This window comes from Streptococcus sp. 1004_SSPC (assembly GCF_001069025.1).
Classification (GTDB): Bacteria; Bacillota; Bacilli; order Lactobacillales; family Streptococcaceae; genus Streptococcus; species Streptococcus vestibularis.
This window is the reverse complement of sequence record NZ_JWGQ01000069.1, coordinates 1-24,392: the sequence shown is the minus strand read 5'-3', so window position 1 is coordinate 24,392 and position 24,392 is coordinate 1. Positions and strand designations below refer to the sequence as shown.

Annotated in this window: 25 protein-coding genes; 1 reads left to right on the top strand and 24 read right to left on the bottom strand. The window is 41.9% G+C overall.

The features are described 5' to 3' along the window. Window positions 1–70 precede the first annotated feature (70 nt). The 17 genes from ftsW to ADF62_RS05500 all read right to left on the bottom strand — a co-directional run bounded on the left by ftsW (window position 71) and on the right by ADF62_RS05500 (window position 16,541). Window positions 71–1,351, bottom strand: coding sequence for a cell division peptidoglycan polymerase FtsW (gene ftsW / locus ADF62_RS05585; protein ID WP_037621551.1), 1,281 nt, complete (start codon window positions 1,349–1,351; stop codon window positions 71–73). Between the two features lie 257 nt (window positions 1,352–1,608). Further along, on the bottom strand, window positions 1,609–2,025 hold the full coding sequence (locus ADF62_RS05580) for a F0F1 ATP synthase subunit epsilon (protein ID WP_002890211.1): 417 nt from the start codon (window positions 2,023–2,025) through the stop codon (window positions 1,609–1,611). A gap of 12 nt (window positions 2,026–2,037) precedes the next feature. Further along, window positions 2,038–3,444: a F0F1 ATP synthase subunit beta gene (gene atpD / locus ADF62_RS05575; RefSeq protein WP_002885994.1), complete on the bottom strand. Its 1,407-nt coding sequence runs from the start codon at window positions 3,442–3,444 to the stop codon at window positions 2,038–2,040. A gap of 76 nt (window positions 3,445–3,520) precedes the next feature. Then, window positions 3,521–4,399 carry a F0F1 ATP synthase subunit gamma gene (locus ADF62_RS05570; RefSeq protein ID WP_002886026.1) on the bottom strand — a complete coding sequence of 293 codons (879 nt, stop codon included), beginning with the start codon at window positions 4,397–4,399 and terminating at the stop codon, window positions 3,521–3,523. A gap of 18 nt (window positions 4,400–4,417) precedes the next feature. Next, on the bottom strand, window positions 4,418–5,923 hold the full coding sequence (gene atpA / locus ADF62_RS05565; RefSeq protein ID WP_002885972.1) for a F0F1 ATP synthase subunit alpha: 1,506 nt from the start codon (window positions 5,921–5,923) through the stop codon (window positions 4,418–4,420). 15 nt (window positions 5,924–5,938) lie between these two features. Then, window positions 5,939–6,475 (bottom strand): F0F1 ATP synthase subunit delta, encoded by a 537-nt coding sequence (locus ADF62_RS05560; RefSeq protein ID WP_048788283.1) that lies wholly within the window; start codon window positions 6,473–6,475, stop codon window positions 5,939–5,941. After that, window positions 6,475–6,972 (bottom strand): F0F1 ATP synthase subunit B, encoded by a 498-nt coding sequence (gene atpF, locus ADF62_RS05555; protein WP_002886161.1) that lies wholly within the window; start codon window positions 6,970–6,972, stop codon window positions 6,475–6,477. Before atpF ends, ADF62_RS05560 begins: the two co-directional genes overlap by 1 nt. A gap of 20 nt (window positions 6,973–6,992) precedes the next feature. Continuing rightward, the gene (gene atpB, locus ADF62_RS05550; RefSeq protein WP_003097733.1) at window positions 6,993–7,700 is read right to left on the bottom strand and encodes a F0F1 ATP synthase subunit A; all 708 of its coding nucleotides are present in this window, start codon (window positions 7,698–7,700) and stop codon (window positions 6,993–6,995) included. A gap of 32 nt (window positions 7,701–7,732) precedes the next feature. Continuing rightward, entirely contained in the window at window positions 7,733–7,930 is a 198-nt protein-coding gene (locus ADF62_RS05545; RefSeq protein ID WP_004183077.1) for a F0F1 ATP synthase subunit C, read from the bottom strand. A 176-nt stretch (window positions 7,931–8,106) separates the two neighbouring features. After that, window positions 8,107–10,758, bottom strand: a complete 2,652-nt coding sequence (locus ADF62_RS05540) for a valine--tRNA ligase (RefSeq protein ID WP_048788282.1) — start codon at window positions 10,756–10,758, stop codon at window positions 8,107–8,109. Between the two features lie 29 nt (window positions 10,759–10,787). Next, complete coding sequence (locus ADF62_RS05535; protein ID WP_048788281.1) at window positions 10,788–11,357, bottom strand: GNAT family N-acetyltransferase; 570 nt, start codon at window positions 11,355–11,357, stop codon at window positions 10,788–10,790. Beyond that, window positions 11,344–11,922 carry a flavin reductase family protein gene (locus ADF62_RS05530; RefSeq protein WP_048788280.1) on the bottom strand — a complete coding sequence of 193 codons (579 nt, stop codon included), beginning with the start codon at window positions 11,920–11,922 and terminating at the stop codon, window positions 11,344–11,346. Before ADF62_RS05530 ends, ADF62_RS05535 begins: the two co-directional genes overlap by 14 nt. 444 nt (window positions 11,923–12,366) lie before the next feature. Next, a complete protein-coding gene (locus ADF62_RS05520; RefSeq protein WP_003095353.1) occupies window positions 12,367–12,570 on the bottom strand; it encodes a hypothetical protein in 204 nt (67 codons plus the stop codon). Window positions 12,571–12,703: 133 nt separating this feature from the next. After that, window positions 12,704–13,321: a PepSY domain-containing protein gene (locus ADF62_RS05515; RefSeq protein ID WP_003097741.1), complete on the bottom strand. Its 618-nt coding sequence runs from the start codon at window positions 13,319–13,321 to the stop codon at window positions 12,704–12,706. 112 nt (window positions 13,322–13,433) lie between these two features. Beyond that, window positions 13,434–14,318 carry an EamA family transporter RarD gene (gene rarD / locus ADF62_RS05510; protein ID WP_003097742.1) on the bottom strand — a complete coding sequence of 295 codons (885 nt, stop codon included), beginning with the start codon at window positions 14,316–14,318 and terminating at the stop codon, window positions 13,434–13,436. Next, window positions 14,311–15,171 (bottom strand): homoserine kinase, encoded by an 861-nt coding sequence (gene thrB, locus ADF62_RS05505; RefSeq protein ID WP_003097743.1) that lies wholly within the window; start codon window positions 15,169–15,171, stop codon window positions 14,311–14,313. Before thrB ends, rarD begins: the two co-directional genes overlap by 8 nt. A gap of 83 nt (window positions 15,172–15,254) precedes the next feature. Further along, a complete protein-coding gene (locus ADF62_RS05500; RefSeq protein ID WP_048788279.1) occupies window positions 15,255–16,541 on the bottom strand; it encodes a homoserine dehydrogenase in 1,287 nt (428 codons plus the stop codon). 174 nt (window positions 16,542–16,715) lie between these two features. Here ADF62_RS05500 and ADF62_RS05495 point away from each other — a divergent pair, with 174 nt between their 5' ends. After that, the gene (locus ADF62_RS05495) at window positions 16,716–17,594 is read left to right on the top strand and encodes a polysaccharide deacetylase family protein (protein ID WP_048788278.1); all 879 of its coding nucleotides are present in this window, start codon (window positions 16,716–16,718) and stop codon (window positions 17,592–17,594) included. Window positions 17,595–17,633: 39 nt separating this feature from the next. On the opposite strand, the gene ADF62_RS05490 is transcribed toward ADF62_RS05495, so the two are convergent. The 7 genes from ADF62_RS05490 to ADF62_RS05460 all read right to left on the bottom strand — a co-directional run. Next, complete coding sequence (locus tag ADF62_RS05490) at window positions 17,634–18,764, bottom strand: acetylornithine transaminase (RefSeq protein WP_048788277.1); 1,131 nt, start codon at window positions 18,762–18,764, stop codon at window positions 17,634–17,636. Window positions 18,765–18,767: 3 nt separating this feature from the next. Then, complete coding sequence (argB, locus tag ADF62_RS05485; protein WP_048788276.1) at window positions 18,768–19,505, bottom strand: acetylglutamate kinase; 738 nt, start codon at window positions 19,503–19,505, stop codon at window positions 18,768–18,770. A 26-nt stretch (window positions 19,506–19,531) separates the two neighbouring features. After that, window positions 19,532–20,725 (bottom strand): bifunctional ornithine acetyltransferase/N-acetylglutamate synthase, encoded by a 1,194-nt coding sequence (gene argJ / locus ADF62_RS05480; protein WP_003095509.1) that lies wholly within the window; start codon window positions 20,723–20,725, stop codon window positions 19,532–19,534. 29 nt (window positions 20,726–20,754) lie between these two features. Beyond that, entirely contained in the window at window positions 20,755–21,777 is a 1,023-nt protein-coding gene (argC, locus tag ADF62_RS05475) for an N-acetyl-gamma-glutamyl-phosphate reductase (RefSeq protein ID WP_048788275.1), read from the bottom strand. 124 nt (window positions 21,778–21,901) lie between these two features. After that, entirely contained in the window at window positions 21,902–23,083 is a 1,182-nt protein-coding gene (locus tag ADF62_RS05470) for a pyridoxal phosphate-dependent aminotransferase (protein WP_003097747.1), read from the bottom strand. Between the two features lie 9 nt (window positions 23,084–23,092). Then, on the bottom strand, window positions 23,093–23,875 hold the full coding sequence (locus tag ADF62_RS05465; RefSeq protein WP_003097748.1) for a carbon-nitrogen family hydrolase: 783 nt from the start codon (window positions 23,873–23,875) through the stop codon (window positions 23,093–23,095). A 132-nt stretch (window positions 23,876–24,007) separates the two neighbouring features. Then, window positions 24,008–24,392 (bottom strand): SH3 domain-containing protein (locus ADF62_RS05460; RefSeq protein ID WP_048788274.1); only part of this gene is annotated, 385 nt, incomplete at its 5' end.

The window sequence follows — 24,392 nt, the reverse complement described above, 5'->3', positions numbered from 1 at the left end:
TGCACTTTCAGAAATAATGTTGAATCAGAAACCGTATTATACTTGACAAATGGTAGAAAAAGAAGCCGTATTAACGACTTCCTCTTAAAGGTACGATTTTTTCATCTTGATTTTCCAATTCTTGAGTCTGAGATAACTCATCCTCAATCGCTTGAACAATATTATCACGCTTTTCATTAGCAGCGATGTTCAAGACAAAGGCTATCCCAACTGAAGTCACTAAAAGAGAGTTACCTCCTTGCGAAAGGAAGGGGAAGGTAACCCCTGTTGATGGAATCAGCCCTGAGATTCCTCCGATGTTAACGAAGACCTGCATTAGCATTAAGGCACCTACACCCAATGCCATCATAGAGTTAAAAGGATTTCGTGCCTTGACTCCCACAATCATAATACGAAGAATAAGGAAAAAGAGAAGGGCAAGAATCAAACCTGCTCCAATGAGACCTAACTCTTCAATAACAATTGAAAACACAAAGTCTGTCGTTGCTTCTGGGAGATAACCGGTTTTCTCAATCGAATTTCCGAGACCAAGACCGAACCACCCCCCATTACTCATAGCATAGTAAGAATGAGACAACTGAAGTCCTGAACCTGTTAAATCCTTAAAAGGATTAAAATAAGCTGCAAAACGCTTGGCAACATATCCAAAGACAGGTACCTTAGCCATGTTTTGTACTCCAACCAAAGCAATCAATCCAAGAAAAGCAGACGACAGCCCTACAATGCCAGCAAACAGTGCCGTGAACCAGCGATAGCCAACACCAGAAATTGAAAACATGACAACTGTTGTCAATACGATGATAGCCGCATTCCCCAAGTCCGGTTGGATGGCAACTAAGCCAATCATTACCAGCAAATAGTAACGCCAGTCATTAAATTCTTTTTTATTCCTCGGTATCCACCTATTCTTAGTCAAGGCCTGATAGTCATAACGTTCTATAGCAGACTGTTGTTTTGAAAAAGTGTGCGCCAAAAACCAGACAACAATGATCTTAAGGTACTCCGCTGGTTGGAAAGACAAGGGACCAAGCACAATCCAACCATTGGCACCATTAATTTCCCTAGTGAAAAATTTGGCAATGACCAAAAGTAAAATCTCAAAGGCAATAACAACACCCAAAAGCTTATCTTTCCTGAGAAAGTTCAATTTCAGTCGGTAGATGAAAAAAATAGAGAACAAGGATACCAACCAAAAGGCTCCTTGGTTTATAACAGATGCGAAGGGATTGGCTCCCAAGGCTACTAAACGAGCACTTGTTGTTGAATACACTACTATTAAACCAACTATGGATAAGATTAAATAAGGTATCAAGATGGTGTAATCTAAAAGATGCTTCTTTTCAATTTTCATATCTTTAAAAAACTCATACTTTCTATTACGTTACTCTACATTTTCTCTTAAAATATAAAGCTAACAGCTTATATTATAACACTTTGATACCTTAAACTAAAGTAAAAGCTAAATTAACCGTTTTCATTGATGAAACTTTTATTTAATCTTTTATACTCAAATTCATTTGGCAACTAGCTTTCTGTGGCAATATTGCTAGTTCTCATATTTTCTTTAAGGATAAACAAAAAACGAGACTTAGGCCCCGTTTTTTTATCTTATTTTGTACCGACACTGATACGATTAAGTGCTCGACGGAGAGCAACCTGAGCACGTTGAACTTCATCAATACGGTCAGATTTAGTTGCTTCTTCCAAGTCACGTTCGGCACGTTGCTTGGCACGTTCGGCACGAGAAACGTCAATGTCGCGTTCACGTTCTGCTGAATCGGCAACGATAGTAATAAAATCATCTTTAACTTCGATGATACCACCGTTTACGGCAATCCAATCGACGTGACTCTCGTCATCCACACGACGAACCTTGAGTTCATCCACTTCAAGTGGCGCAATCAAGTTAATATGGCCTGGCAAGATACCAATTTGACCATCTTTAGTAACCGCGTGGATAAAGCTGGCATGGTGGTCATATTTCAGACCATCCGGAGTTACCACTTGTACGGTCATTTGTGCCATATCTTCACCTCATTAGTAGCCCATAGCTTTAGCTTTAGCTACTACATCCTCAATTGGGCCTACGCTACGGAAGGCATCTTCTGGAAGATTGTCATATTTACCTTCAAGGATTTCTTTAAAGCTACGAACGGTTTCAGCAACTGGAACATAAGAACCTGGTTGACCTGTAAACTGTTCAGCAACGTTAAAGTTTTGTGACAAGAAGAATTGGATACGACGAGCACGTCCAACCAATGTTTTTTCTTCGTCTGACAATTCATCCATACCAAGGATAGCGATAATATCTTGCAATTCACGGTAACGTTGAAGCACACGTTGAACTTCAGTCGCAACAGCATAGTGTTCTTCACCAACAATTTCAGGTGAAAGAGCACGTGAGCTTGATGCCAACGGGTCAACGGCTGGATAAATACCCATTTGTGTCAACTTACGTTCAAGGTTAGTTGTTGAATCCAAGTGAGCAAATGCTGTAGCTGGCGCTGGGTCAGTATAGTCATCGGCTGGAACGTAGATGGCTTGGATTGATGTAACAGAACCTTTTTTAGTTGATGTGATACGTTCTTGCAATTGACCCATTTCAGTAGCAAGTGTAGGTTGGTAACCAACGGCTGATGGCATACGACCAAGAAGGGCAGAAACCTCAGAACCTGCTTGAGTGAAACGGAAGATATTATCGATGAAAAGAAGCACGTCTTGACCTTCGACATCACGGAAGTATTCCGCAATTGTCAAACCAGTTAGGGCAACACGCATACGTGCTCCTGGTGGCTCATTCATTTGACCAAAGACCATGGCTGTTTTCTCGATAACGCCAGATTCTTTCATTTCCCAGTAAAGGTCATTACCTTCACGTGTACGTTCACCAACACCTGTAAACACGGAAATACCACCGTGCTCTTGGGCAATGTTGTGAATCAACTCTTGAATAAGAACGGTTTTACCAACACCGGCACCACCAAAGAGTCCGACTTTACCACCTTTAAGATAAGGGGCAAGCAAGTCGATAACTTTAATCCCTGTTTCAAGGATTTCAGTAGATGTTGACAATTCATCGAAAGTTGGTGCTTTTTTGTGAATTGGTTCACGCTCTGCATCGTCTGCAAAAGGTGCTTCCAAGTCAATGGTATCACCAAGAACGTTAAAGACACGTCCAAGGGTATCTTTACCAACAGGAACGCTGATTGGACGACCAGTGTCCAGAACTTCTAGTCCACGAGTCAATCCATCAGTAGATTCCATCGCAATGGTACGAACCACACCTTCTCCAAGTTCAAGAGCTACTTCGAGCACGATACGTTTAGACTTTTGTTCATCAGTATAAACGACCAATGCATTGTTAATCTCAGGGAGTTTATCACCGGCTGCAAACGCTACGTCTACAACAGGACCAACAACCTGAGCAATTTTGCCTGAGCTCATTGTTTTCTCCTTATGATAGTTTTTTGGATGATAATCATCCCTTTTTCATGTGTGTCTAATTAAGACAAATCTCTAGCTATTCAAGTGCACTTGCACCACCAACGATTTCAGTAATTTCCTGAGTGATGGCAGCTTGACGCGCACGGTTATATTGGATTGTCAAATCGTTAATCACATTCTTAGCATTATCAGTGGCTGTCTGCATTGCAGTCATACCCGCTGCGTGCTCAGCTGTTTTGGCATCTACGATCGCACCGTAGATAAGACTCTCCGCATATTGTGGTAAGAGTTGATCCAAAATAGTGTCACGATCTGGTTCCAATTCAAACTTGGTCAACACATGACCTTCTGATTCATTGGGATCCAAATCAGCGATAGGAAGCATTTGTTCAACACGAACCTCACTAGACAAACTGTTGACATGGTGGTTGTAGCACACATAAAGTTCATCAAAAAGTTCATTTTGATACATTCCTACTGCTTTAGAAATGATTTTTCCGACTTGTTCAAAACTAGGTTGATCTTCAAGACCACGCAGCTCAAAAGCAACATTCATGTTACGAGCCTTGAAGAAATCTGAACCTGTTCCACCAATAGAAATGATAGCATATTCATCTTCAGAATCATGGTCACGTTTAATCATGTCCAACACAGCTTTAAGAATTGTTGAGTTATAACCTCCAACAAGTCCTTTATCTGAAGTAATGACAATGTAACCTGTCTTACGAACTGGGCGTGCATCCAACATTGGATTTGACGAACCATTAATTAATTCTGAATGTAGAAGATCTGTTGTGATCTGTCTAATTTTTGAGGCATAGATTTGGAAATCTTTAGCAGCTTGCTCAGAACGTGTCAACTTTGAGGCAGAAACCATTTGCATGGCTCCTGTGATCTGACTTGTTTTCTTTGTTGAAGCAATTTTTGCTTGGATTTCTCTTAGAGAGCCTGCCATATGCTGTCCTCCCTATTTCTATTTGTATTCTGACTGATCTTTGAAAGCTTGGATAGCTTCATTAAGTACAGATTCCTCAGGAAGATCCTTAGTTGTACGAATAGTTTCAAAGATATCCTCATGGTGACTATCAAAGTAGTCATAGAGTGCTTCTTCAAAATCCAAGATTTGATCAACCGGAACACTATCCAAGAAACCGTGTGTCAAAGCGTAAAGGATAACAACTTGTTTCTCAACTGGAAGTGGTTTATGAAGCGGTTGTTTCAAAACTTCGATTGTACGACGACCACGGTTCAATTTCGCTTGAGTCGCAGCATCCAAATCTGAACCAAATTGCGTAAAGGCTTCAAGTTCACGATATGAAGCCAAGTCAAGACGAAGCGTACCCGCAACCTTCTTCATCGCTTTAATTTGCGCTGATCCACCTACACGTGACACGGAAGAACCCGCATCAATGGCTGGACGAATACCTGAGTTAAACAAGTTTTCTTGCAAGAAGATTTGTCCATCTGTGATAGAAATAACGTTTGTCGCGATATAAGCTGAGATATCTCCTGCTTGTGTTTGAATGATTGGCAAGGCAGTAATTGAACCGCCACCAAGATCATCTGAAACTTTAGCTGAACGTTCCAAAAGACGTGAGTGGAGATAGAAGACATCCCCTGGGTAGGCTTCACGACCTGGTGGACGACGGAGAAGCAATGAAAGTTCACGGTAGGCCACGGCTTGTTTAGACAAATCATCATAAACAATCAAGACATGTTTCCCGTTATACATGAACTCTTCAGCCATTGCAACACCAGCGTAAGGCGCGATGTAAAGCAATGGTGATGGTTGTGATGCTGAGGCAGTCACAACGATTGTGTAATCAAGAGCACCGTGTTTACGGAGAGTTTCTACTTGTGTACGAACTGTTGATTCTTTTTGACCAATAGCCACATAGATACAGATCATATCTTGACCTTTTTGGTTCAAGATAGCATCAATGGCTACTGAAGTTTTACCAGTTTGGCGGTCTCCGATGACCAACTCACGTTGACCACGTCCAATTGGAACCAAGGCATCAATCGCCTTAAGACCAGTTTGCAATGGCTCAGAAACTGATTTACGTTGCATAACACCTGGAGCAGGTGTTTCAACTGGACGGAAACCTGTTGTTTCGATGTCACCAAGACCATCAACTGGTTGCCCAAGTGGGTTTACTACACGACCGATAAGGGCTTCACCAACTGGAACTTCCATGATTTTTCCAGTACGTTTAACAATATCGCCTTCACGAATTGCTACAAAATCCCCCAAGATAATGATACCGACATCATTAGTTTCAAGGTTTTGGGCCATACCATAGGCACCATTTTCAAATTCGAGCAACTCACCACTCATGGCATTATCAAGACCACGAGCACGTGCGATACCGTCACCGATATAGGTAACGACACCAGTTTCAGTGACGTCAAAGTTTGGCTGGAAGTTTTCAATTTGCTTTTTAATTAAAGCGCTAATTTCTTGTGCGTTAATTGCCAAAAGTCACACCACTTTCTATTTCAAATTCGTTTTAAAGGTTTGCAATTGACCGCGAATTGACGTGTCAACAACCTTATTTTTTGCTTTGATGACGAATCCTCCGATAAGGTCCTCATCAATTTTTTCTACTAAACGACGTGTCTTAATCTCAAATTTTTGTGAAACAATCGCCAAAAGTCGAGCTTTTTGTTCTTCAGACAAGGGACTTGCTGATATCACAGTGACATCGTAAGTATTGTCCTCTTGATCAAAGAGCTCAAGGACCAACTTCAACACATCATAGAGAATGTTGGCACGGTCATTGAGTAAGATTACCTCAAGAAAATTGTTCATATACACTGAACAAGACTCTTGAAACAAGCTCAAACTTTCTTTTTTAGCTTCACTTGTCACATTTTCCTGCGACAAGAAGGTTTTTAGATTTGTTTCAGCAAAAACTGTTAGGATTTGCCTTACTTCTTCTTGGATTGTTGACACGGCGTCTTGTTCAAAAGCGACTTCTACCAGGCTTCTGGCATACTGCTCAACAAGAGCTTGTGTTTTCTTATCCATTAAGCATCTCCTAATTGATCAAGATAGCTATCAATCAAGTCAGATTGCGCTTTAGCATCAAGGTTTTGTTTCATAACTTTTTCCGCCAAGAGGACAGTCAAGTCTGCAACTTCACCTTTAACTCCAGCAAGTGCTTCCACACGGCTTTGGGCGATGTCTTGATTTGCTTTTTCTTTCAAGCGTTTAGCTTCATCATGTGCTTCTGCAATGATTTTTGATTCTTGAGTTTTACCAGTTTCCTTGGCTCCATCAATAATTTGAGCTGCCTCAGTGCGAGCACCTGCTAACTCATCTTGACGTTTTTGTGCCAAGCTTTCTGCTTCTTGACGAGCATTTTCAGCACTATCAATATCTGTGGCAATTTTCTTTTCACGAGCAGCAAAGATTCCTGTAATTTGATCCCATGCGAATTTACGGATGAGGTAATACAAGAGAAAAACTGAGCCGAGTGTGATAATGATATTACCAAGTGTCGTACTATTAATCAGTAATGACATTTCATTTCTCCCTTTCTTAATTATTCTTCGTTGACTTTATCACCAATATAGTTTGAACTTAGGATAATAAAGACATAGGCTTGGATGAAGCCGATAAAGGCTGAAAAGGCAACCCAGACAAGGTTCAAAGCAAAGGATACAGGTGCTGCAAAGGCAGACCATGTCACCAATTGAAGAATCAAGCCAGTAAGTACCTCACCAGAATAAATGTTACCAAACAAACGCAAGGCCAATGAAGCAAGGTTGGTTAATTGTTCCAAAATGTTCATTGGGAGCATAGCTGGGTATGGTGAAAGGTAGCCCTTTAGATAGCCTTTAAGCCCTTTTTTACGGATCCCCTCAATATGACTAACGAGGGTAATAATTAAAGAAAGAGTGATAGTAACACCGAAATTCGATGTTGGAGAAGACCAAAAATTGTAATGCTCACTTTTAACAGATACAAGCAGACCTAGGTTGTTTGCTGTAAACACAAAGGTGAAAATTACAAACAAGAGCAAACTATAATTTTTTGTGAATTTTCCAAGATTTTGAGAAATGGTACTGTTCACAAACTCATAGATGAACTCAAGCACATTTTGTTTTCCCTTTGGTTTAATGGTCATCTTACGACTTGACCAAAAAACCACTCCAAAAACGATAATTACTGTCAAGAGAGACATGGCAAGGACAGTCAAGTCAAAATCAATCCCAAATAATGAGACGGTTGGATTACTTGTAGTTTCCACTGCTCATCCCTCCTTCATCTTTTATTTGTCTATTAGACAATGTAGCTAAGGGCAAACAATACGAAGAAGGTACCTTCGATAAAGGCAACACCAGTAAACATCAATGTTTGAAGTTTGCTAAACATCTCAGGTTGGCGAGCTGCAGCTTTAGCGACATTGGCAACGAGGATACCCTCACCAATAGATACACCCATAACGGCCAAACCGAGGCCTAAGATAGTTAAATTCATAGTAGAATTCTCCTTTTTAATTATTTTTACCATGCTATTTTAGTCCTATTTTCCACGAAAGTCAACGAATTGACGGTTTTTTAGACGTTTTCACTGACTTTGCCTAACGTTTTCACTAAATTTGCGTAAGCGTTTACTTTTTATAAAAAACACGGCATTCCGCCGTGTCTCTTTCTTTATTTAACCAATTTCTTCATCTCTTCAATACGTACGACTGTTGCATCGTATTTAGCTTGGTAATCTTCTTGTTTGTCGCGTTCTTTTTGGACGACTTCTGGTTTGGCATTGGCTACGAAGCGTTCGTTGCTAAGTTTCTTACCAACCATGTCAAGTTCTTTTTGCCATTTGGCTAATTCTTTTTCAAGACGGGCCAATTCTTCTTCAACATTTAGAAGGTCAGCGAGTGGCAAGTAAATTTCTGCACCTGTGATGATGCTTGACATAACCAAATCAGGTACTTCCACATCTTCTGCAATTTCCAAGTGTTCTGGGTTTGTGAAGCGTTTGATGTAGTTGACATTGTCATTGAAGAAGGCATCGAGCTTGCTGTCGCTAGTCTTGATCAAGATTGTGATTGGCTTGCTTGGAGCAACATTTACTTCCGCACGTGAGTTACGGACTGAACGAATCACATCTTTAAGAGCTTCAACACCCGCTGCTGCTTCTTCGTTTTCAAATTCTGGACGAATCACTGGATATTCAGCAGTCACGATTGTTCCTTCAGAGATTTGGCCATAGATTTCTTCAGTTACGAATGGCATGATTGGGTGAAGGAGACGCAAGATTTGGTCCAAAGTATATAGAAGGACAGAACGAGTGATGACTTTTTCGTCCTCATTGTCGCTATAAAGCACTTCCTTAGTCAACTCAACGTACCAATCCGCAAACTCATCCCAGATAAAGTTGTAGAGGATGTGACCAGCCACACCAAATTCGAACTTGTCAAAGTTTTCAGTGACTTTACCGATTGTTTCGTTGAGGTTGTGGAGAATCCAATGGTCTGTGACATTACCTGCTTGGCCAGCAACCACCTTAGCCACATTTTCACGTGCCACATCCAAGGTCAACCCTTTATTGTTCATGAGGATATAGCGAGAGATGTTCCAGATCTTGTTAATGAAGTTCCATGACGCATCCATTTTCTCGTAAGAGAAACGCACGTCTTGACCTGGTGCAGAACCGTTTGAAAGGAACCAACGAAGGGCATCCGCACCGTATTTCTCGATAACATCCATTGGGTCGATACCGTTACCGAGTGACTTAGACATCTTACGTCCTTGCTCGTCACGGATAAGACCGTGGATAAGGACATTCTTAAATGGTTGGCGTCCTGTGAATTCCAATGATTGGAAGATCATACGAGACACCCAGAAGAAGATGATATCGTAACCTGTTACCAAGGTTGAAGTTGGGAAGTAACGTTTGAAGTCTTCTGCTTCAACGTCAGGCCAACCCATAGTTGAGAATGGCCAGAGGGCAGAACTGAACCAAGTATCCAAGACATCTTCGTCTTGTTTCCATCCGTCACCTTCTGGTGCTTCTTCGCCAACGTACATTTCACCCTCAGCATTGTACCAAGCAGGGATTTGGTGACCCCACCATAGCTGACGAGAGATTACCCAGTCGTGGACATTTTCCATCCATTGAAGGAAGGTATCGTTGAAACGAGGTGGGTAGAAATCAACCTTATCATCTGTGTCTTGGTTGGCAATGGCATTCTTAGCTAATTGGTCCATCTTGACGAACCATTGTGTAGACAAACGTGGTTCAACAGGCACACCTGTACGTTCTGAGTGACCAACTGAGTGAGTCATTTTTTCAATTTCGACAAGGGCACCGATTTCTTCCAATTTCTTAACAACAGCCTTACGTGCTTCAAAGCGGTCCATACCGTTGAATTCGCCAGCCAATTCATTCATGGTACCATCATCATTCATGACATTGACTTGTGGCAAGTTATGGCGTTGACCAACTAAGAAGTCGTTAGGATCATGAGCAGGAGTGATTTTAACCACACCAGTACCAAATTCAGGGTCTGCATGTTCATCTCCAACGATTGGGATTGGCTTGTTCAAGATTGGCAAGATAACATTTTTACCAATCAAGTCTTTATAACGATCGTCATTTGGGTTAACCGCTACGGCTGTATCCCCAAACATGGTTTCAGGACGTGTTGTTGCCACTTCAAGGGCACGTGAACCGTCTTCCAACATGTAGTTCATGTGGTAGAAGGCACCTTCGACATCCTTGTGAATAACCTCGATATCAGAAAGGGCTGTACGAGCTTTTGGATCCCAATTGATGATAAATTCACCACGGTAGATCCAGCCCTTCTTGTAGAGCTCTACAAAGACCTTACGAACAGCTTTTGATAGACCTTCGTCAAGGGTGAAACGCTCACGAGAATAGTCTACAGAGAGCCCCATCTTGCCCCATTGTTGCTTGATAGTTGAGGCATACTCGTCTTTCCATTCCCAGACTTTATCAAGGAATTTTTCACGGCCAAGGTCATAACGAGAGATGCCGTCTTCAGCCAAACGCGCTTCAACCTTAGCTTGAGTGGCAATACCTGCGTGGTCCATACCTGGAAGCCAAAGTGTATCAAAACCTTGCATCCGTTTTTGACGGATAATGATATCTTGCAAAGTTGTATCCCAAGCGTGACCAAGGTGAAGTTTACCGGTTACATTTGGTGGTGGGATGACGATTGAATAAGGCTTAGCCTTTTTATCGCCTGAGGGCTTGAAAACATCTTCGTCAAGCCATTTTTGGTAACGACCAGCCTCAACCTCGGCTGGATTGTATTTAGGTGAAAGTTCTTTAGACATATGTGTGTCCTTTCTAGTTATTTCTATTTTTAATGTTGGTCTTGTACTTCCCATTCACTCTTCAGCAATCCATATATCAGACTGTCACAACGGTTGCCTTGCACATCTTTGCGGTCTCGGATACGAGCTTCAAGGGTAAAACCAAGTTTCTCAGCGACACGTTGACTTTGGACATTGTAGCCAAAACAAATCAGTTCAATCTTGTGAAGACCTAAATCCTTAAAACCTAAGTCAATTAAAGCACGCGCTGCTTCTGGCACATAGCCTCGTCCCCAATAGTATGGATGCAAGGTATAGCCAATCTCCAATACATCGTCTTCGTGGCGATGGTTGAAATCAACAGATCCGATAACTTTATCAGTCCCTTTGACCACAATACCGTAGCCAGCTGGGAGATTGTCCTTTTGATTACGCTCAGGAAGGATATGCTCTAGGTAATAAATCTCGTCTTCCAAGGTCTTGACGGGTGGAAAGCCTGCTGGGTAAGAAGCTTCTGGAAGACTGGCGTAAGCATGGATATCTTCTGCATCCGCCACTGTTCGGACTCGTAAAAGAAGATGCTCCGTTTCGATTCGTTCTGGCAATTCAGCTCTTGTCATCCTTCTTCCTCGCTTTCTTGATGAAGCTTCCCATGGGGTCGACTCGGTCATCTAGATATCGATAGACACGCTTATGACCATCACCCATAAAGTAAGTCGGTGCAAAGCGGTCATTTTTAAAATGTCCCTTGTCATCTAGCAAACCAGGGTCAGCCAGACGGTCTAGAATCTTAGCAAAGATATGACAGATACCATCTTCCTCTATAATTCTGTCAACCTTACAATCCAGAACGACTGGGCAGGCATCCAAGATAGGTGCTTGTGTCAATTTAGAAGATTGGAAATCTAAGCCGAGTTTAGCAATTTTTTCACGGTGACTAATAAATCCAGCCTGCTCCATTTCTAGCATAAAACTTTCATTAGGAATATTCACAGTGAACTTCTGATAATGTTTAATCTGGTCTGCCGCATTTTCCTCGCTACCTACCCCGATGACAAGCCAATCTCCTAAACTGTAGGAAGAGCTACAAGTCGTCACATTATAACCGTAGGTCTGATCCTGATAACCCAAGATAAAAATAGGAAAACCATAATACAATTTACTAGTCTCAAAAGATTGCTTCATGTCACCCTCCTTTGATAGCAATGTAGACCTCACTTTCGCTCCGACTGCATCAATATCTTTAAATTCACCTGCGACCTTCGGTCTTGGTTCTTTAAAAGCTATAGAAAAACCCTGCCATAAACATGACAGGGACGAATATGTATCCGCGGTACCACCCAGTTTTGAGTGGCAACCACTCACAGCTTTCTTGATTCAATTTGACCATCAGCAACCAGCTTTGACATTTGTGCGGATTTCTCAGTACCACCGCTTCCTGTGACAAATAGGCTTCAAAGCACCTCTGAATGGTCTTATTCTATCACATTTTTAATCTCAAGACAAATGAAATTGTGGGGACCTGAATTTGCAAATAAGGTTAGACTTCCGATTTTACCTTGAAAGATGAATCCAATCCCTCATTTTATTCTCATTAGAAAAGCCTTGTCTGTCGACAAGGATCTCATCTTATTTTTCTTCCTTAGCTCTTTCTTCTTCTAGCCATTGTTCATAACTTTCAAGTAGATTTATAGCCATTTGGGTTGCCAAAGCAACTGAAAAGGCTTCCGTACCTTCAGTTGTTTCATTTTGGGCTTCCAATTTACTTTTTTCGTAAATGGCTTTGAGAGCCGTATTGCTAAGCGTATCTTTAAATGCTTGGAATTCTTTCATGGTCAAAACCTCCTTGATTCTACGGTACTCTCTAAAATCACTGTTACCGTTTTCACTTTAAGTTTACACCATTTCAGAGAAATTGCAAGGTTTCTCCTTAATAAACAAGGAGAACTTTCCCACTATCTACGACCTATTGCGCAGCTGCAGTAGCTCCTGTGAGATACTCTGTCGTATAGGCTACAATAGCTCCTGAATCAGCATTTACCGCGTATTTATAACGTAAACCACTAGCAGCATAATCAAAACTGATATTGTAGACTTTACCGTCTCCTTCAGTCTTCAAATCCGTTTTCAAGTTTGTCACAGATCCTTCAGTTAAGCCAGCATGGTTAAGAGCTGTTGTTTGTGCAGTTTCCTTGGACACCGCTGTCTCGTCCTTACTTTCGCTAGCTTGAGTCTCGTCTTTAGACTCTTCACCTTTTTGAGCATCGTCCTCATCTTTAGACATTGGATGGTCACTCTTATGTTTCAAAATAGACCCTGACAGACCGTCAATCGTATACTCAAAACGATTGTCTGACGTTGTGAAACTAATCTCATAACTTCCATGGAATCCAGAACGTGATTTTGAGACTGTTGATTGAGATATCTCAGAAGTTTTGACACCTGCATTTTTGTAAGCAATGTCTGCAGCATCTTGTTCTGACAAGCGATAACCTGAGCCGTTAAAAACAAACAAGGCTGCAGCGATGGCAACTGGGATAGCGAGCAGAATCAGATAGCCCACTAGTTTTTTTATTTTTCGCATAAAATTCTCCGCTATTTTAATCTGATACTACTATTATATCTTAAAGTTCTAAAATTGTCAGAAAAACTTGGTCCGTTTTTAGGATGATGTCATAAAAAGTCTCTGACAGATATCAAGAACTCTTACGAAGATTTAAAATTTGGCCAGTTACAAAGACTAGGATGGCTACCCAGATAAAGAGGAAACCTTTCAATTCTCCAAAGCTAACCGTCTCACCAAAAATGAGAATGGCTACGAGCAGTTGAATCGTAGGGTTGAGGTACTGGATAAACCCGATAAGGTTAAGCGGTGCCCTTTTGACTGCTTCTGAGAAGCAAAGCAAGGGAACAGCCGTCACTATACCTGAGATGGCTAGGAGAAACATTTCCATGCTCGAATAGGAAGAAAATGCTTCTGGAGAAAAGAAAACGAGATAGATAGCTACAAAAGGTAGTAGCAAGCCACTTTCTACTAGCATGGCTACGTCACTGGAGAGCCTAACCCCTTTTTTGATTAGACCATAGAAACCAAAGCTCAGAGCTAACCCCAATGAAACCATGGGAAGTTTTCCTGTATTGGCCACAAGAACCAGTACTCCTATGAAGGCCAATACTACTGCTGCCCACATACTTCTGCTCAATGATTCACGGAGAAAAACAAGAGCAAATAAGATAGACACAATGGGCATAATGTAATAGCCCAAACTGGCTTGTGTCGCTTGACCATGACCTACAGCATAGATATAAATCAACCAATTAGCTGCTATGAGAAAGCTGGCAAGCAGCATGCGAAGCAAGGCCTTCTTATCCTGCCAAAGTCCCACAAGTTCCCCTTTAAAACGTGTAGTTTGATTAGCTATTAGCGCGTAAACCAGCATGGTCACTACAGTAAAGACAATCCGCCATGAAAAGGTGTTATAGGCTGAAACACCTGCTAAAAGCTTCCAAAAAAGGGATAAAAATCCCCATTGAATATAGCTTGCAAGTCCAAAGAGCAACCCTTGATTCTTTCTAGTCAACGATAACACCTGCTTTGTCTACAGATAGGATGAAGGTTTCACCGTCTAATCCAAGACCATCGATAGCCGTTTTAAGAGCCTCAGACTGATCATGTGGTGTTAAGGTCATAACTGTTGGACCAGCACCTGAGAGATAGGTTGCATAGGCACCGTATTGGCCTGACAATTCCTTAACGGTCGCAAATTCCTTGACCAATTTTTGGCGGTAGCGTTCGTGGAACATGTCTCCTTGGATAGCACGTCCCGCCTTGACCAAATCCCCTGCAAAAAGAGCTGCAATGGCAACGTTGGCAATAGATGATGCAGCCACAGCATCTTTGTAAGACAGGTCACTTGGAAGAACTCCACGTGAATCAGACGTCTTAAGCTCATAGCTCGGAATGAAGGCGACAAAAGCACACTCTGGAAACTCTGTAACGATGCTATTAACATGTTCATCCACATAAGAGGCTACAACGAGATTCCCAAAGATAGCTGGGGCAACATTGTCCGGGTGACCTTCAATCTTGGTTGCAATATCAAGTTTATCGTCATCTGAGAGCTTAAGGTCTGCCAATTGATTGGCTAACTCAATCCCTGCGACAATAACTGAGCTAGAAGAACCAAGCCCACGCGCCAAGGGAATATCTGATGTCATAACCAGTTTATGGGGTTGCAAATCAGACTTAACTTGCAAAGCTGTTGAAATAAGTAGGTTATTTTCATCTGAAGGAATATCTCCCAAATCATGTTCGATATGCCATGCATCTGCTGATTCAAGCACCTCGATTGTCAAATATTTAGAAACGGCAACACCCACAGAGTCAAAACCTGGACCAATATTGGCAGATGTTGCTGGAACAGTAATTTTCATAATAACACACCAAAAGGAGGAAAGCCATTAGTGACTTTTCTCCTTGAATACCTTTCTTATACGCACCAGTATGGGCTTATCAATTAGTTAGACAAAACTTTCAATGTGTTGACAACAGCGAAGTCTTCCGCTGCTTCAAGTTTTTCAGTAACAGCTTGGAGTTGCGTCTTAGACATAGCGTGTGTAATCACAACAATACGAGCTGTTGTGCCATTTGCTTTTTGTTGCAAAACTTGCTCAAATGAAATATCTTCTGAGTTGAAGATTTCAGACAAGTGAAGGATTTTACCTTTTTCGTCTGGCGTATCAAGGGCAAAGTAGTAATTGCTCTTAACGTCCGCTGGATTAGCCAATGGCAAGTCACGACGGAACTCATTGAATGGTTTACCAACATTGCCATCTGAAAGACGACGAGCAATACGGATAATGTCAGCCAAAACAGATGTTGCTGTTGGTTTTTGACCAGCACCTGGGCCGTAGTACATAGATTCACCGATACCGATAGACTCAACAAAGACTGCATTCATAACATCGTTGACGCTAGCAAGTGGGTGATTTTTTGGCAAGAATGTTGGTGATACTTCTGCTGAGATACCTGATTCTACTTCACGCACATCACCAACCAATTTGATAACATAACCCAATTCTTGAGCAACAGCCACATCATCTGTAGAGATGTTAGTAATCCCTTTGTGAGAAACGTCCTCAAAATCAATTGTAGCACCAAAACCAAATTGACTAAGGATAACGGCTTTATAAGCTGCATCAATCCCTTCAACGTCGTTGGTTGGATCACTTTCAGCATAACCAAGTTCTTGAGCAGTCTTGAGGGCGTCCTCATATGACCAACCTTCATCAACCATCTTAGTCATCATAAAGTTAGATGTACCGTTAAGCACACCAAGGATACGAGTCACCTTGTCAGATGTCAAAGAGTTAGCCAAAGTACGCAAAATTGGAATACCACCAGCAACAGCAGCTTCATAGTAGAAAGCCACACCCTTATCTTGAGCAAGAGCAATCAACTCTTTTCCATGAGTAGCAATCAAGTCCTTATTGGCAGAGACAACGTTTTTACCTGCTTCAAGTGCTTTTGTGATGAAGGTACGAGCTGGCTCGATACGGCCCATCAATTCGACAACGATTTGAATCTCGTCATCGTTAAGGATTTCATCAACATTTGTGACAAAATTATAGTCGTTTCCAGCAGCGATAAGACGATTTTTTTCCTCGTCATCTTTGACCAAAACCTTCGCAATTTCGAGTTGGTCACGTGAGGCTTCAAGAACCTTTTCACCATTTTCCTTCAAAAGGAAAGGAATACCGCTAGCTACTGTACCAAAGCCAAGCAATCCAATTTTAATAGACATTTACGATTTCTCCTTAAAAACATACATTTTTTTAATTGTACCATATTTCTATCGGAATTGACAGAATATTTCTGCCATTTAAGGAGACAAGTATTCTTTTTTTACTGAAAATTCTGTGCAATTCCACCTTAATTTTGTTAAAATAATAGTTAGACCTATTTGAAAGGGGATACAATGACTTCTCAAACTCAAAAATCAAACAAACCTAAACAAAAGAAGATGAATCTTCTTCTACTTGTCATCAATCTAGTGCTTCTGGGTATCCTGGCTGTTCTTATGCTAAACCGACCAAACCAGTCGAAAAGCAACCAACAACAATCTCAGACCAGTCAGTCTAAGACGGCAGCTAAGTGGAAAACCTATGACGAGCCTGTCCAAATCCCTATCCTCATGTACCATGCTGTTCACGTTATGGATCCATCTGAGGCCTCTAACGCCAACCTGATTGTTGCTCCGGACAACTTTGAAGCACAAATCAAGGCCATGGTAGATGCGGGTTACTATTTCCTAACTCCCGAAGAAGCCTACAAAGCTTTCACTGAAAACGCCCTACCTGCTAAGAAGGTTGTCTGGCTGACCTTTGACGATGGTAACGAAGATTTCTATACTATTGCCTATCCTATTCTCAAAAAATACAAGGCTAAGGCAACCAATAATATTATCACTGGCTTTGTTAAGAAGGGAAATGCCGGAAATCTTACCGTCAAGCAGATGAAAGAAATGATGGCACACGGCATGAGCTTCCAGTCTCATACGGTTAACCACCCTGATTTATCAGCCACTGACAAGGCGACACAAAAGGTTGAATTAACGGATTCTATTGACTTCCTTGAAAATAAACTCAATACAAAGGTCAATACCATTGCTTACCCATCAGGTCGCTACAATCAAACGACACTGGACCTAGCTAAGAAAACATACAAGTTAGGACTAACAACCAACGAAGGTCTAGCCAGTGCCAAGGATGGTCTCCTCTCACTTAATCGTGTCCGTATTCTGCCAACAACAACAGCTAAAGGACTTCTAAGCGAGATTACTACTGACAATAAGTAAAAGAAATCACTTGACTGTAAATCAAGTGATTTTTATTGTCTAGTCAAATATTTCTGATAGGGTAGCCACCCCTTTTTCGATTTCAGCATCACTTAGAATGATTGGAGGCAGAAGACGGATAACGTTTGTCCCTGCAGTTAAGACAATCAATCCCTTATCTCTGGCCGCTTGTACCAATTCTCCTAGATTGCCAGTAGTCTCGATTCCAATCATATAACCCAAGCCACGCACAGTAGTCACTGTCTCTTTATCAGATAAAGCCGCCTGCAATTTTGCTTGTAGCTTGTTCCCATTTTCAAGGGCAGTATCCAGAAAAGCTGGAGCCAACATAACTTCAAGCGTAGCCTTGGCCGCCGCCATGGCCAGTTTATTTCCTCCAAAGGTAGAGCCGTGACTTCCGTAAGAAAAAGCCTCTCCAAGAGATGACTTGGCAAGCATGGCACCAACTGGTACACCGTTTGCCAAGCCCTTGGCCAAAGTAAAGATATCTGGTTCAATATCATAGTGCTCATAAGCAAAGAGTTTACCAGTACGACCAATTCCTGTCTGAACCTCATCTACAATGAGGTAAATACCTGTCTCTTTACAAAAATCAGACAAAGCCTTAACGAAGTCTTTATTCGCAGGTTGCACGCCTGATTCCCCTTGAACCAACTCCAGCATAATAGCCGCAGTTCCTTCACTGGCTAGGGATTTGACACTGTCTATGTCATTGAAAATAGCATAGCTAAAGTGGGGCACACCTTCACCGAAACCTTGTTTGATTTTATCCTGACCAGTGGCAGACATGGATCCAAAGGTTCGACCATGGAAGGAATTTTGGAAGGTAATGATTTCTTGTTTACCCGATGCCTTACGGGCGATTTTTATAGCAGCCTCATTGGCCTCTGCACCACTGTTACAAAAAAAGGCTAGATAATCCTTGTCTCCAATTAAAAGGTCAGCAACATCTTCTTGCAACTGATTGTAATAGAGATTGGGCTGGTGCAAAATCTTGCCCACCTGCTCTGTCAAAGCCTGATTGACAGAGGGATGATAGCCCAGATTGGTTACCCCGATACCTGATGAAAAATCCAAGTAGGTCTTGCCAGTTGTATCTGTCAAATAATTGCCCTGTGCCGAAGCAAAATCAATCGCTGCCCGCTTATAGTTTGAAAATAGTTTTGTCATTGCTTACTCCTTGATTATGGTACCGTCTGTCAGGTTATCACCAATAATGACCTGCTCGACACCGGCTTGAACTGTCTGAACAGCACTTTGAATTTTAGGAATCATGCCTCCAGTTATCACACCTGAATCTATTTTTTTCTGAACATCTACAATATTCAAATGATTCAAAACCCGTCCATTCTCTAAAACACCCTTGACATCCGTCATGAGGATAAGTTTTTTGGCACCTAGACTAATCGCCACCGCTCTGGCAAGGTAATCGGCATTAATATTGAGTAAATCACCTTGCTCACTGTAACCCAAGCTAGGAATCAAGGGAATCTTACCTTGAGCAAGGAGTGCTACTAGGGTCTGATTAGTGATATGGCTGACCTCACCCACAAAGCCATAAGTCTCTTGATCTAAGAAATCAGCATGGATAAGGTCTGGCAATTCATCTACAAGCTGATAGGCTGGCAAACCTGCAGTTGTCAACTCACCTGCTAAGTTTTTCCCAACTATGTCAACTAAGGCTTCTTTGATCAAGACCATATCTGACTGACCCGTCACACGAAGACCATTAACCTTGTGAATTGGAATATGATGTGCCTCCATTAGCTGATTAATAGCGAAACCGCCCCCATGGACGATAACAATTTTTTGACCAGCCTGATGCCATTCGGACAGTTTAGCCAATATCTCAGGAGTTAGCTGCTTACTGGCTACTCCACCAATTTTGATTACAATATATTCAGTAGTCATCAGTTAACTCCTTTGTCATAGATAACTTAAGTATGGTAGAGGGCATTAATCTTAACGTAATCGTAGGAAAGATCGCACCCCCATGCGGTTCCTTTTTCATGTCCAGCATGAAGATCTACCGTAATGGTGACTTCATCGACATGCATGACGTCTTTCATTTCCTCATCATCAAAGGCAACAGGACTAGAAGCTAGCATGACTGGCAGTCCGCCAATCATAATATCAACATTATCCACAGGCACATCCACACCAGCATAGCCAACAGCAGCTAAAATACGTCCCCAGTTAGGATCCTCACCAAAGATGGCTGTTTTGACCAAACTTGAACCGACAACAGATTTAGCCATCATACGAGCATCAAGGGCATTAGGGGCATTAACCACATCAACTTGGATGAGTTTATTGGCACCTTCACCGTCCTTGGCAATTTTCTTAGCCAACTCTTGCATCACGAAATTAAGCATTTTTGAAAATTTATCAAATTCTAGTGTATCTGGCAGAATCTCTTCATTGAGCGTGCAACCATTGGACATGACAAGCACCATATCATTGGTTGATGTATCCCCGTCAACCGTAATCTGATTGAAGGTCTTTTCCACATTTTGGCTCAAGGCCAATTGAAGAGTGTCACTAGAAATATTAGCGTCACAAGTGATAAACCCAAGCATGGTCGCCATATTAGGGTGAATCATGCCTGAGCCCTTAGCGACACCAGCCATAGTAACCACATCACGTCCAAAGGTCTCCGTCACAGCAATGGTCTTAGTCGCTGTATCTGTCGTCAAAATCGCTTTGGCAAAATCATCAGCATTACCATTAACCACCAACTTGGAAAGACCATTTTTCAAGGTATCCAATGGGAGCAACTCTCCGATAATCCCTGTAGAAGCTACACCAACCAAATCTGGTTCAACACCTAGCTTTTCAGCGGTCCACTCCTGCATAGTGTAAGCATCCTCCAAACCTTGAGTCCCTGTACAAGAATTGGCTACACCTGAGTTAACAACGATAGCCTTCATTTTTCCAGCCTTTTTAACTGAGGTCTTGGTCACAATTAGAGGAGCTGCAATAACCTTATTGGTTGTGTAAACACCTGCAACACTGGCTGGTTTTTCAGAGACAATCCAACCAAAATCCATTTTTCTCTTTTTAAATCCTGCATGTAGCCCATCTGCTGAGAATCCCAGTGGACTAGCAATCGTTCCATCGATGACTTTCATATTTTTTTCTCCTAACTCTATGCTTACATCTACAAGTATGACGGTGTCATAAGCAAACCTTCCGTCTCATCCCACCCCTGCATGAGGTTGAGATTTTGCACTGCCTGTCCAGCTGCTCCTTTAAGCAGATTATCAATAACTGAAATAACTGTCAGAACATTGGTTTTTTCATTATAGGCAAAGCCAATATCTGTAAAATTCGATCCGATAACGTTGTGCAGTTCTGGCAAGCTGTCTTGAACACGTACAAAGGGTTTATCGCTATAAGCCTTTTTAAATGCTGAAGCCACATCAGAGATATCTACGTCCTTCTTCAACTTACAATAAACCGTAGCCATGATTCCGCGATTAACTGGTAAAAGCGACGTTGAGAACTGAATCTCAGGCATTTCCGGATCAAAGGTCCGCAAGGTTTGAACAATTTCAGGAATATGCTGATGATGATTGAGTTTATAAGTCACGTAATTATCGTGAACATTGACAAAATGACTAGACTCACTCAAAGCCTTACCCGCACCAGTTAAACCAGACTTGGCATCCACAATGACACTATCCGTCTCAATCAGATCAGAAGCAACCAAAGGAAGCAAGGCCAACTCCGTCGCTGTTGCATAGCATCCAGGATTGGCAATAAATTTCTTATCCTTCACATCTGTATATTCTGATAATGCGTATGTAAATTTATTCAAAACACTCTGCTTAGCAGGTGATTTTTTATACCATTCTTGATAAACACCTGCTGGCAAGCGATGATCGCCAGACAAATCAATAATTGGAAAATCAGCCAGAACAAATTTCTCTGCTAGCGAACTAGCAACTCCTGAAGGTGTGGCAAAGAAAACCAAATCCGCATTTTTCATAATCTTTTCCGCATCATAAGCTTCAATGTCTAAGTCACAAACACCTGTCAGACAGGGATACACATCAGACAATCGTCGGCCCACTTCTTTGGTTGCGTGAATAGAAACAAGTTCCACTTTTTTATGATTATTCAAAATTTTAACTAACTCTAAACCACTATAACCAGTGATACCAACGATTGAAATTTTCATTTATGTACTCCTTTTGAATAAATATGTAATCAGTTTATTGCATTTTTATTCATTTGTCAAGAAAAATGTAATTAATATAAAAAACAAGCAGTCTTTTTCAACTACTTGTTTTCATGATCACTATCTAGTTATTAAATAAATGCAAGTTGGCAATACGATCAACCGCTTCGACCAGACGCTCTGGCTCTACCAAAAGCCCAATACGAACATAAGCATCACCCGCAGGACCAAATCCTTTACCTGGTGCAACAGCAACATGGGCCTTCTCAAGCAAAAGATCTGCAAAACTCTCACTGGTATAGCCCTCAGGTACAGGCATCCAAGCATAGAAGGAACCTTTAGATGGAAAGGCCTGCCAGCCAATCTTAGCAGCTGATTGCGTAAAAGCATCTCGACGGCTATCATAAACCGCATTTAGTTGGGCCACTGCCTCCTCAGATTTAGGATCTAAGAGGGCTGCAATCCCAGCCTCCTGCAAAGCGGGAAAAATTCCCACAAAAAGATGGTCTTGAATCAGATTCAAGGCTTCAATCATCCGAGCATTTCCAGCTGCAAAGGCTAAACGCCAACCAGCCATATTAAAAGTTTTCGAGAAAGTATAGAACTCAATCCCCACATCTTTAGCACCAGGCGTTGATAAAAAGCTAGGATTCTCATATCCCCTATAACCCAAAGCTCCATAGGCTAAATCACTCACCACTCCTACTTCGTAGGTCTTAGCCCAAGCAACTAACTTTTCATAAAAAGCCTTAGTCGCCACAGCCCCCGTAGGATTATTCGGATAATTGATATAGATAAACTTAGCCCGGCGAGCTGTCTCCTCAGGAATGGCATCTAGATCTGGTAAGAAATCATTTTTAGCCGTCAAAAGAAAGGTCTCATAGGCTACACGTCCTAGGCTCACTCCTGATAAATAATCTGGATAACCTGGGTCAGGCAAGAGCAGGAGGTCACCAGGATTCATCAAAGCTAGAGGCAATTCCACTAGTCCAATTTTAGCTCCACCCATGACACAAATCTCACGCTCTGCATCCAAATTGACCCCATAATGTTTTTCGTAAAAACTAGCAGCTGCTTCTTTAAAGGGACGATTGCCTCGAAACTGTGAATACTTATGGCTAGCAGGATTTTTCGCTGAAAGACACAGCGACTCAACAATATGGTCATAGGTCGGTTGGTCGGGATTGCCCTGACCGAGATTGATAACATCTGCGCCTTCCGCTACCTTAGCATTAACTTTAGCAACCAAACCTGCAAAAAACTGTTCTGGCAATGCCTTCAATAAATCCGATTCTTCAAATAACATAAACGCTCCTTAATGATACAAGTCCGTGCGACGATCCTCAAAAACAGGAATCTGACCTCGAACCTTATCTACCTCTTCAAGATTAATATCGGCCGTAAAAATGCCTTCCTCATGCTCCTTGGATTGTAAGACCACATTTCCAAGTGGATCTATAACCATAGAATGTCCTGAAAAGACATCGTCTGGTCCTGTTCCGACACGATTAACAGCAACTACAAAAGCTTGATTTTCAACCGCACGCGCCTTTAACAAAATCTCCCATTGCTGCACACGAGGTTCTGGCCACTGCGCTACCACAAAAAGTACCTTGGCTCCTTGTGCCATCTGTGTTCGCACCCATTCAGGAAAACGAATATCATAACAAATGACACTAGCAGCTGTCACACCATCAAGCTCAAAAACAGACTCACCCGACCCAGCAGACATGTACTGGTCCTCTGCCATAAGGCCAAAGAGATGGACCTTGCTATAGGTATTGATTAAGTCCCCAGACTTATTGTAGACATAGGTCGTGTTGTAGAATTTGCCGTCCTTCTCAATAGCAACAGACCCTCCGATAATAGCCACAGCATGTTTCCTAGCAAAATGAGACAAGAGTTCTTGAGAGTCCAAACCATCCTTATCTGCAAGCCCATCCAGTTCATCTAAAGCATAGCCTGTATTCCACATTTCAGGAAGTACAATGACATCAGGATTGTCATCAAGCGCCCTTTCCAACATTTTTTTCACATGCTTTTTATTTTCCACAGGCTGCCCGTGTGCAACATCCATCTGTACCAATGCGATTTTCATAGTAACCTCGATTCTATATTAACCATTATAGCACTCCAAAAGACGTCACAAAAATTGAAAAATCCAATCTCATGATAAAGAAAGCCTATCAAAAAAGGCTGGACACATTGTCCAACCTGATTCATTACTTCATTAAGCAATGTCAACGTAACGACGAGCACCACTTGCTGTCACGTATGAAAGCCATTGACGGCCATCGGCTGTCAGAACCTTATCGTAGTTGACACTCATACCCTTGTCATAGTAGGTCAACTCTGGACTTGCAACCTTGGCTTCTGCCTTGATTGACGCACGACCTGTGAAAGTATAACGACCTGACTCTGGGAGACTTGGTTTAGCAACTGGTTTGACTTCTGGTTTAGCTGTGGCAATGTCAACATAACGACGAGCACCACTTGCTGCTACGTATGAAATCCATTGACGGCCATCAGCTGTCAGAACCTTATCGTAGTTGACACTCATACCTTTGTCATAGTAGGCCAATTCTGGGCTTGAAACCTTGGCTTCCGCCTTGATT

Excerpts from the sequence above, each read along its gene's own strand:
- ftsW (WP_037621551.1), bottom strand. The coding sequence starts at position 1,351 with ATGAAAATTGAAAAGAAGCATCTTTTAGATTACACCATCTTGATACCT.
- ADF62_RS05580 (WP_002890211.1), bottom strand. The coding sequence starts at position 2,025 with ATGGCACAAATGACCGTACAAGTGGTAACTCCGGATGGTCTGAAATAT.
- atpD (WP_002885994.1), bottom strand. The coding sequence starts at position 3,444 with ATGAGCTCAGGCAAAATTGCTCAGGTTGTTGGTCCTGTTGTAGACGTA.
- ADF62_RS05570 (WP_002886026.1), bottom strand. The coding sequence starts at position 4,399 with ATGGCAGGCTCTCTAAGAGAAATCCAAGCAAAAATTGCTTCAACAAAG.
- ADF62_RS05560 (WP_048788283.1), bottom strand. The coding sequence starts at position 6,475 with ATGGATAAGAAAACACAAGCTCTTGTTGAGCAGTATGCCAGAAGCCTG.
- atpF (WP_002886161.1), bottom strand. The coding sequence starts at position 6,972 with ATGTCATTACTGATTAATAGTACGACACTTGGTAATATCATTATCACA.
- ADF62_RS05545 (WP_004183077.1), bottom strand. The coding sequence starts at position 7,930 with ATGAATTTAACTATCTTAGGCCTCGGTTTGGCCGTTATGGGTGTATCT.
- ADF62_RS05540 (WP_048788282.1), bottom strand. The coding sequence starts at position 10,758 with ATGTCTAAAGAACTTTCACCTAAATACAATCCAGCCGAGGTTGAGGCT.
- ADF62_RS05535 (WP_048788281.1), bottom strand. The coding sequence starts at position 11,357 with ATGACAAGAGCTGAATTGCCAGAACGAATCGAAACGGAGCATCTTCTT.
- ADF62_RS05530 (WP_048788280.1), bottom strand. The coding sequence starts at position 11,922 with ATGAAGCAATCTTTTGAGACTAGTAAATTGTATTATGGTTTTCCTATT.
- ADF62_RS05520 (WP_003095353.1), bottom strand. The coding sequence starts at position 12,570 with ATGAAAGAATTCCAAGCATTTAAAGATACGCTTAGCAATACGGCTCTC.
- ADF62_RS05515 (WP_003097741.1), bottom strand. The coding sequence starts at position 13,321 with ATGCGAAAAATAAAAAAACTAGTGGGCTATCTGATTCTGCTCGCTATC.
- thrB (WP_003097743.1), bottom strand. The coding sequence starts at position 15,171 with ATGAAAATTACTGTTCCAGCAACATCTGCCAATATTGGTCCAGGTTTT.
- ADF62_RS05500 (WP_048788279.1), bottom strand. The coding sequence starts at position 16,541 with ATGTCTATTAAAATTGGATTGCTTGGCTTTGGTACAGTAGCTAGCGGT.
- ADF62_RS05495 (WP_048788278.1), top strand. The coding sequence starts at position 16,716 with ATGACTTCTCAAACTCAAAAATCAAACAAACCTAAACAAAAGAAGATG.
- ADF62_RS05490 (WP_048788277.1), bottom strand. The coding sequence starts at position 18,764 with ATGACAAAACTATTTTCAAACTATAAGCGGGCAGCGATTGATTTTGCT.
- argB (WP_048788276.1), bottom strand. The coding sequence starts at position 19,505 with ATGACTACTGAATATATTGTAATCAAAATTGGTGGAGTAGCCAGTAAG.
- argJ (WP_003095509.1), bottom strand. The coding sequence starts at position 20,725 with ATGAAAGTCATCGATGGAACGATTGCTAGTCCACTGGGATTCTCAGCA.
- argC (WP_048788275.1), bottom strand. The coding sequence starts at position 21,777 with ATGAAAATTTCAATCGTTGGTATCACTGGTTATAGTGGTTTAGAGTTA.
- ADF62_RS05470 (WP_003097747.1), bottom strand. The coding sequence starts at position 23,083 with ATGTTATTTGAAGAATCGGATTTATTGAAGGCATTGCCAGAACAGTTT.
- ADF62_RS05465 (WP_003097748.1), bottom strand. The coding sequence starts at position 23,875 with ATGAAAATCGCATTGGTACAGATGGATGTTGCACACGGGCAGCCTGTG.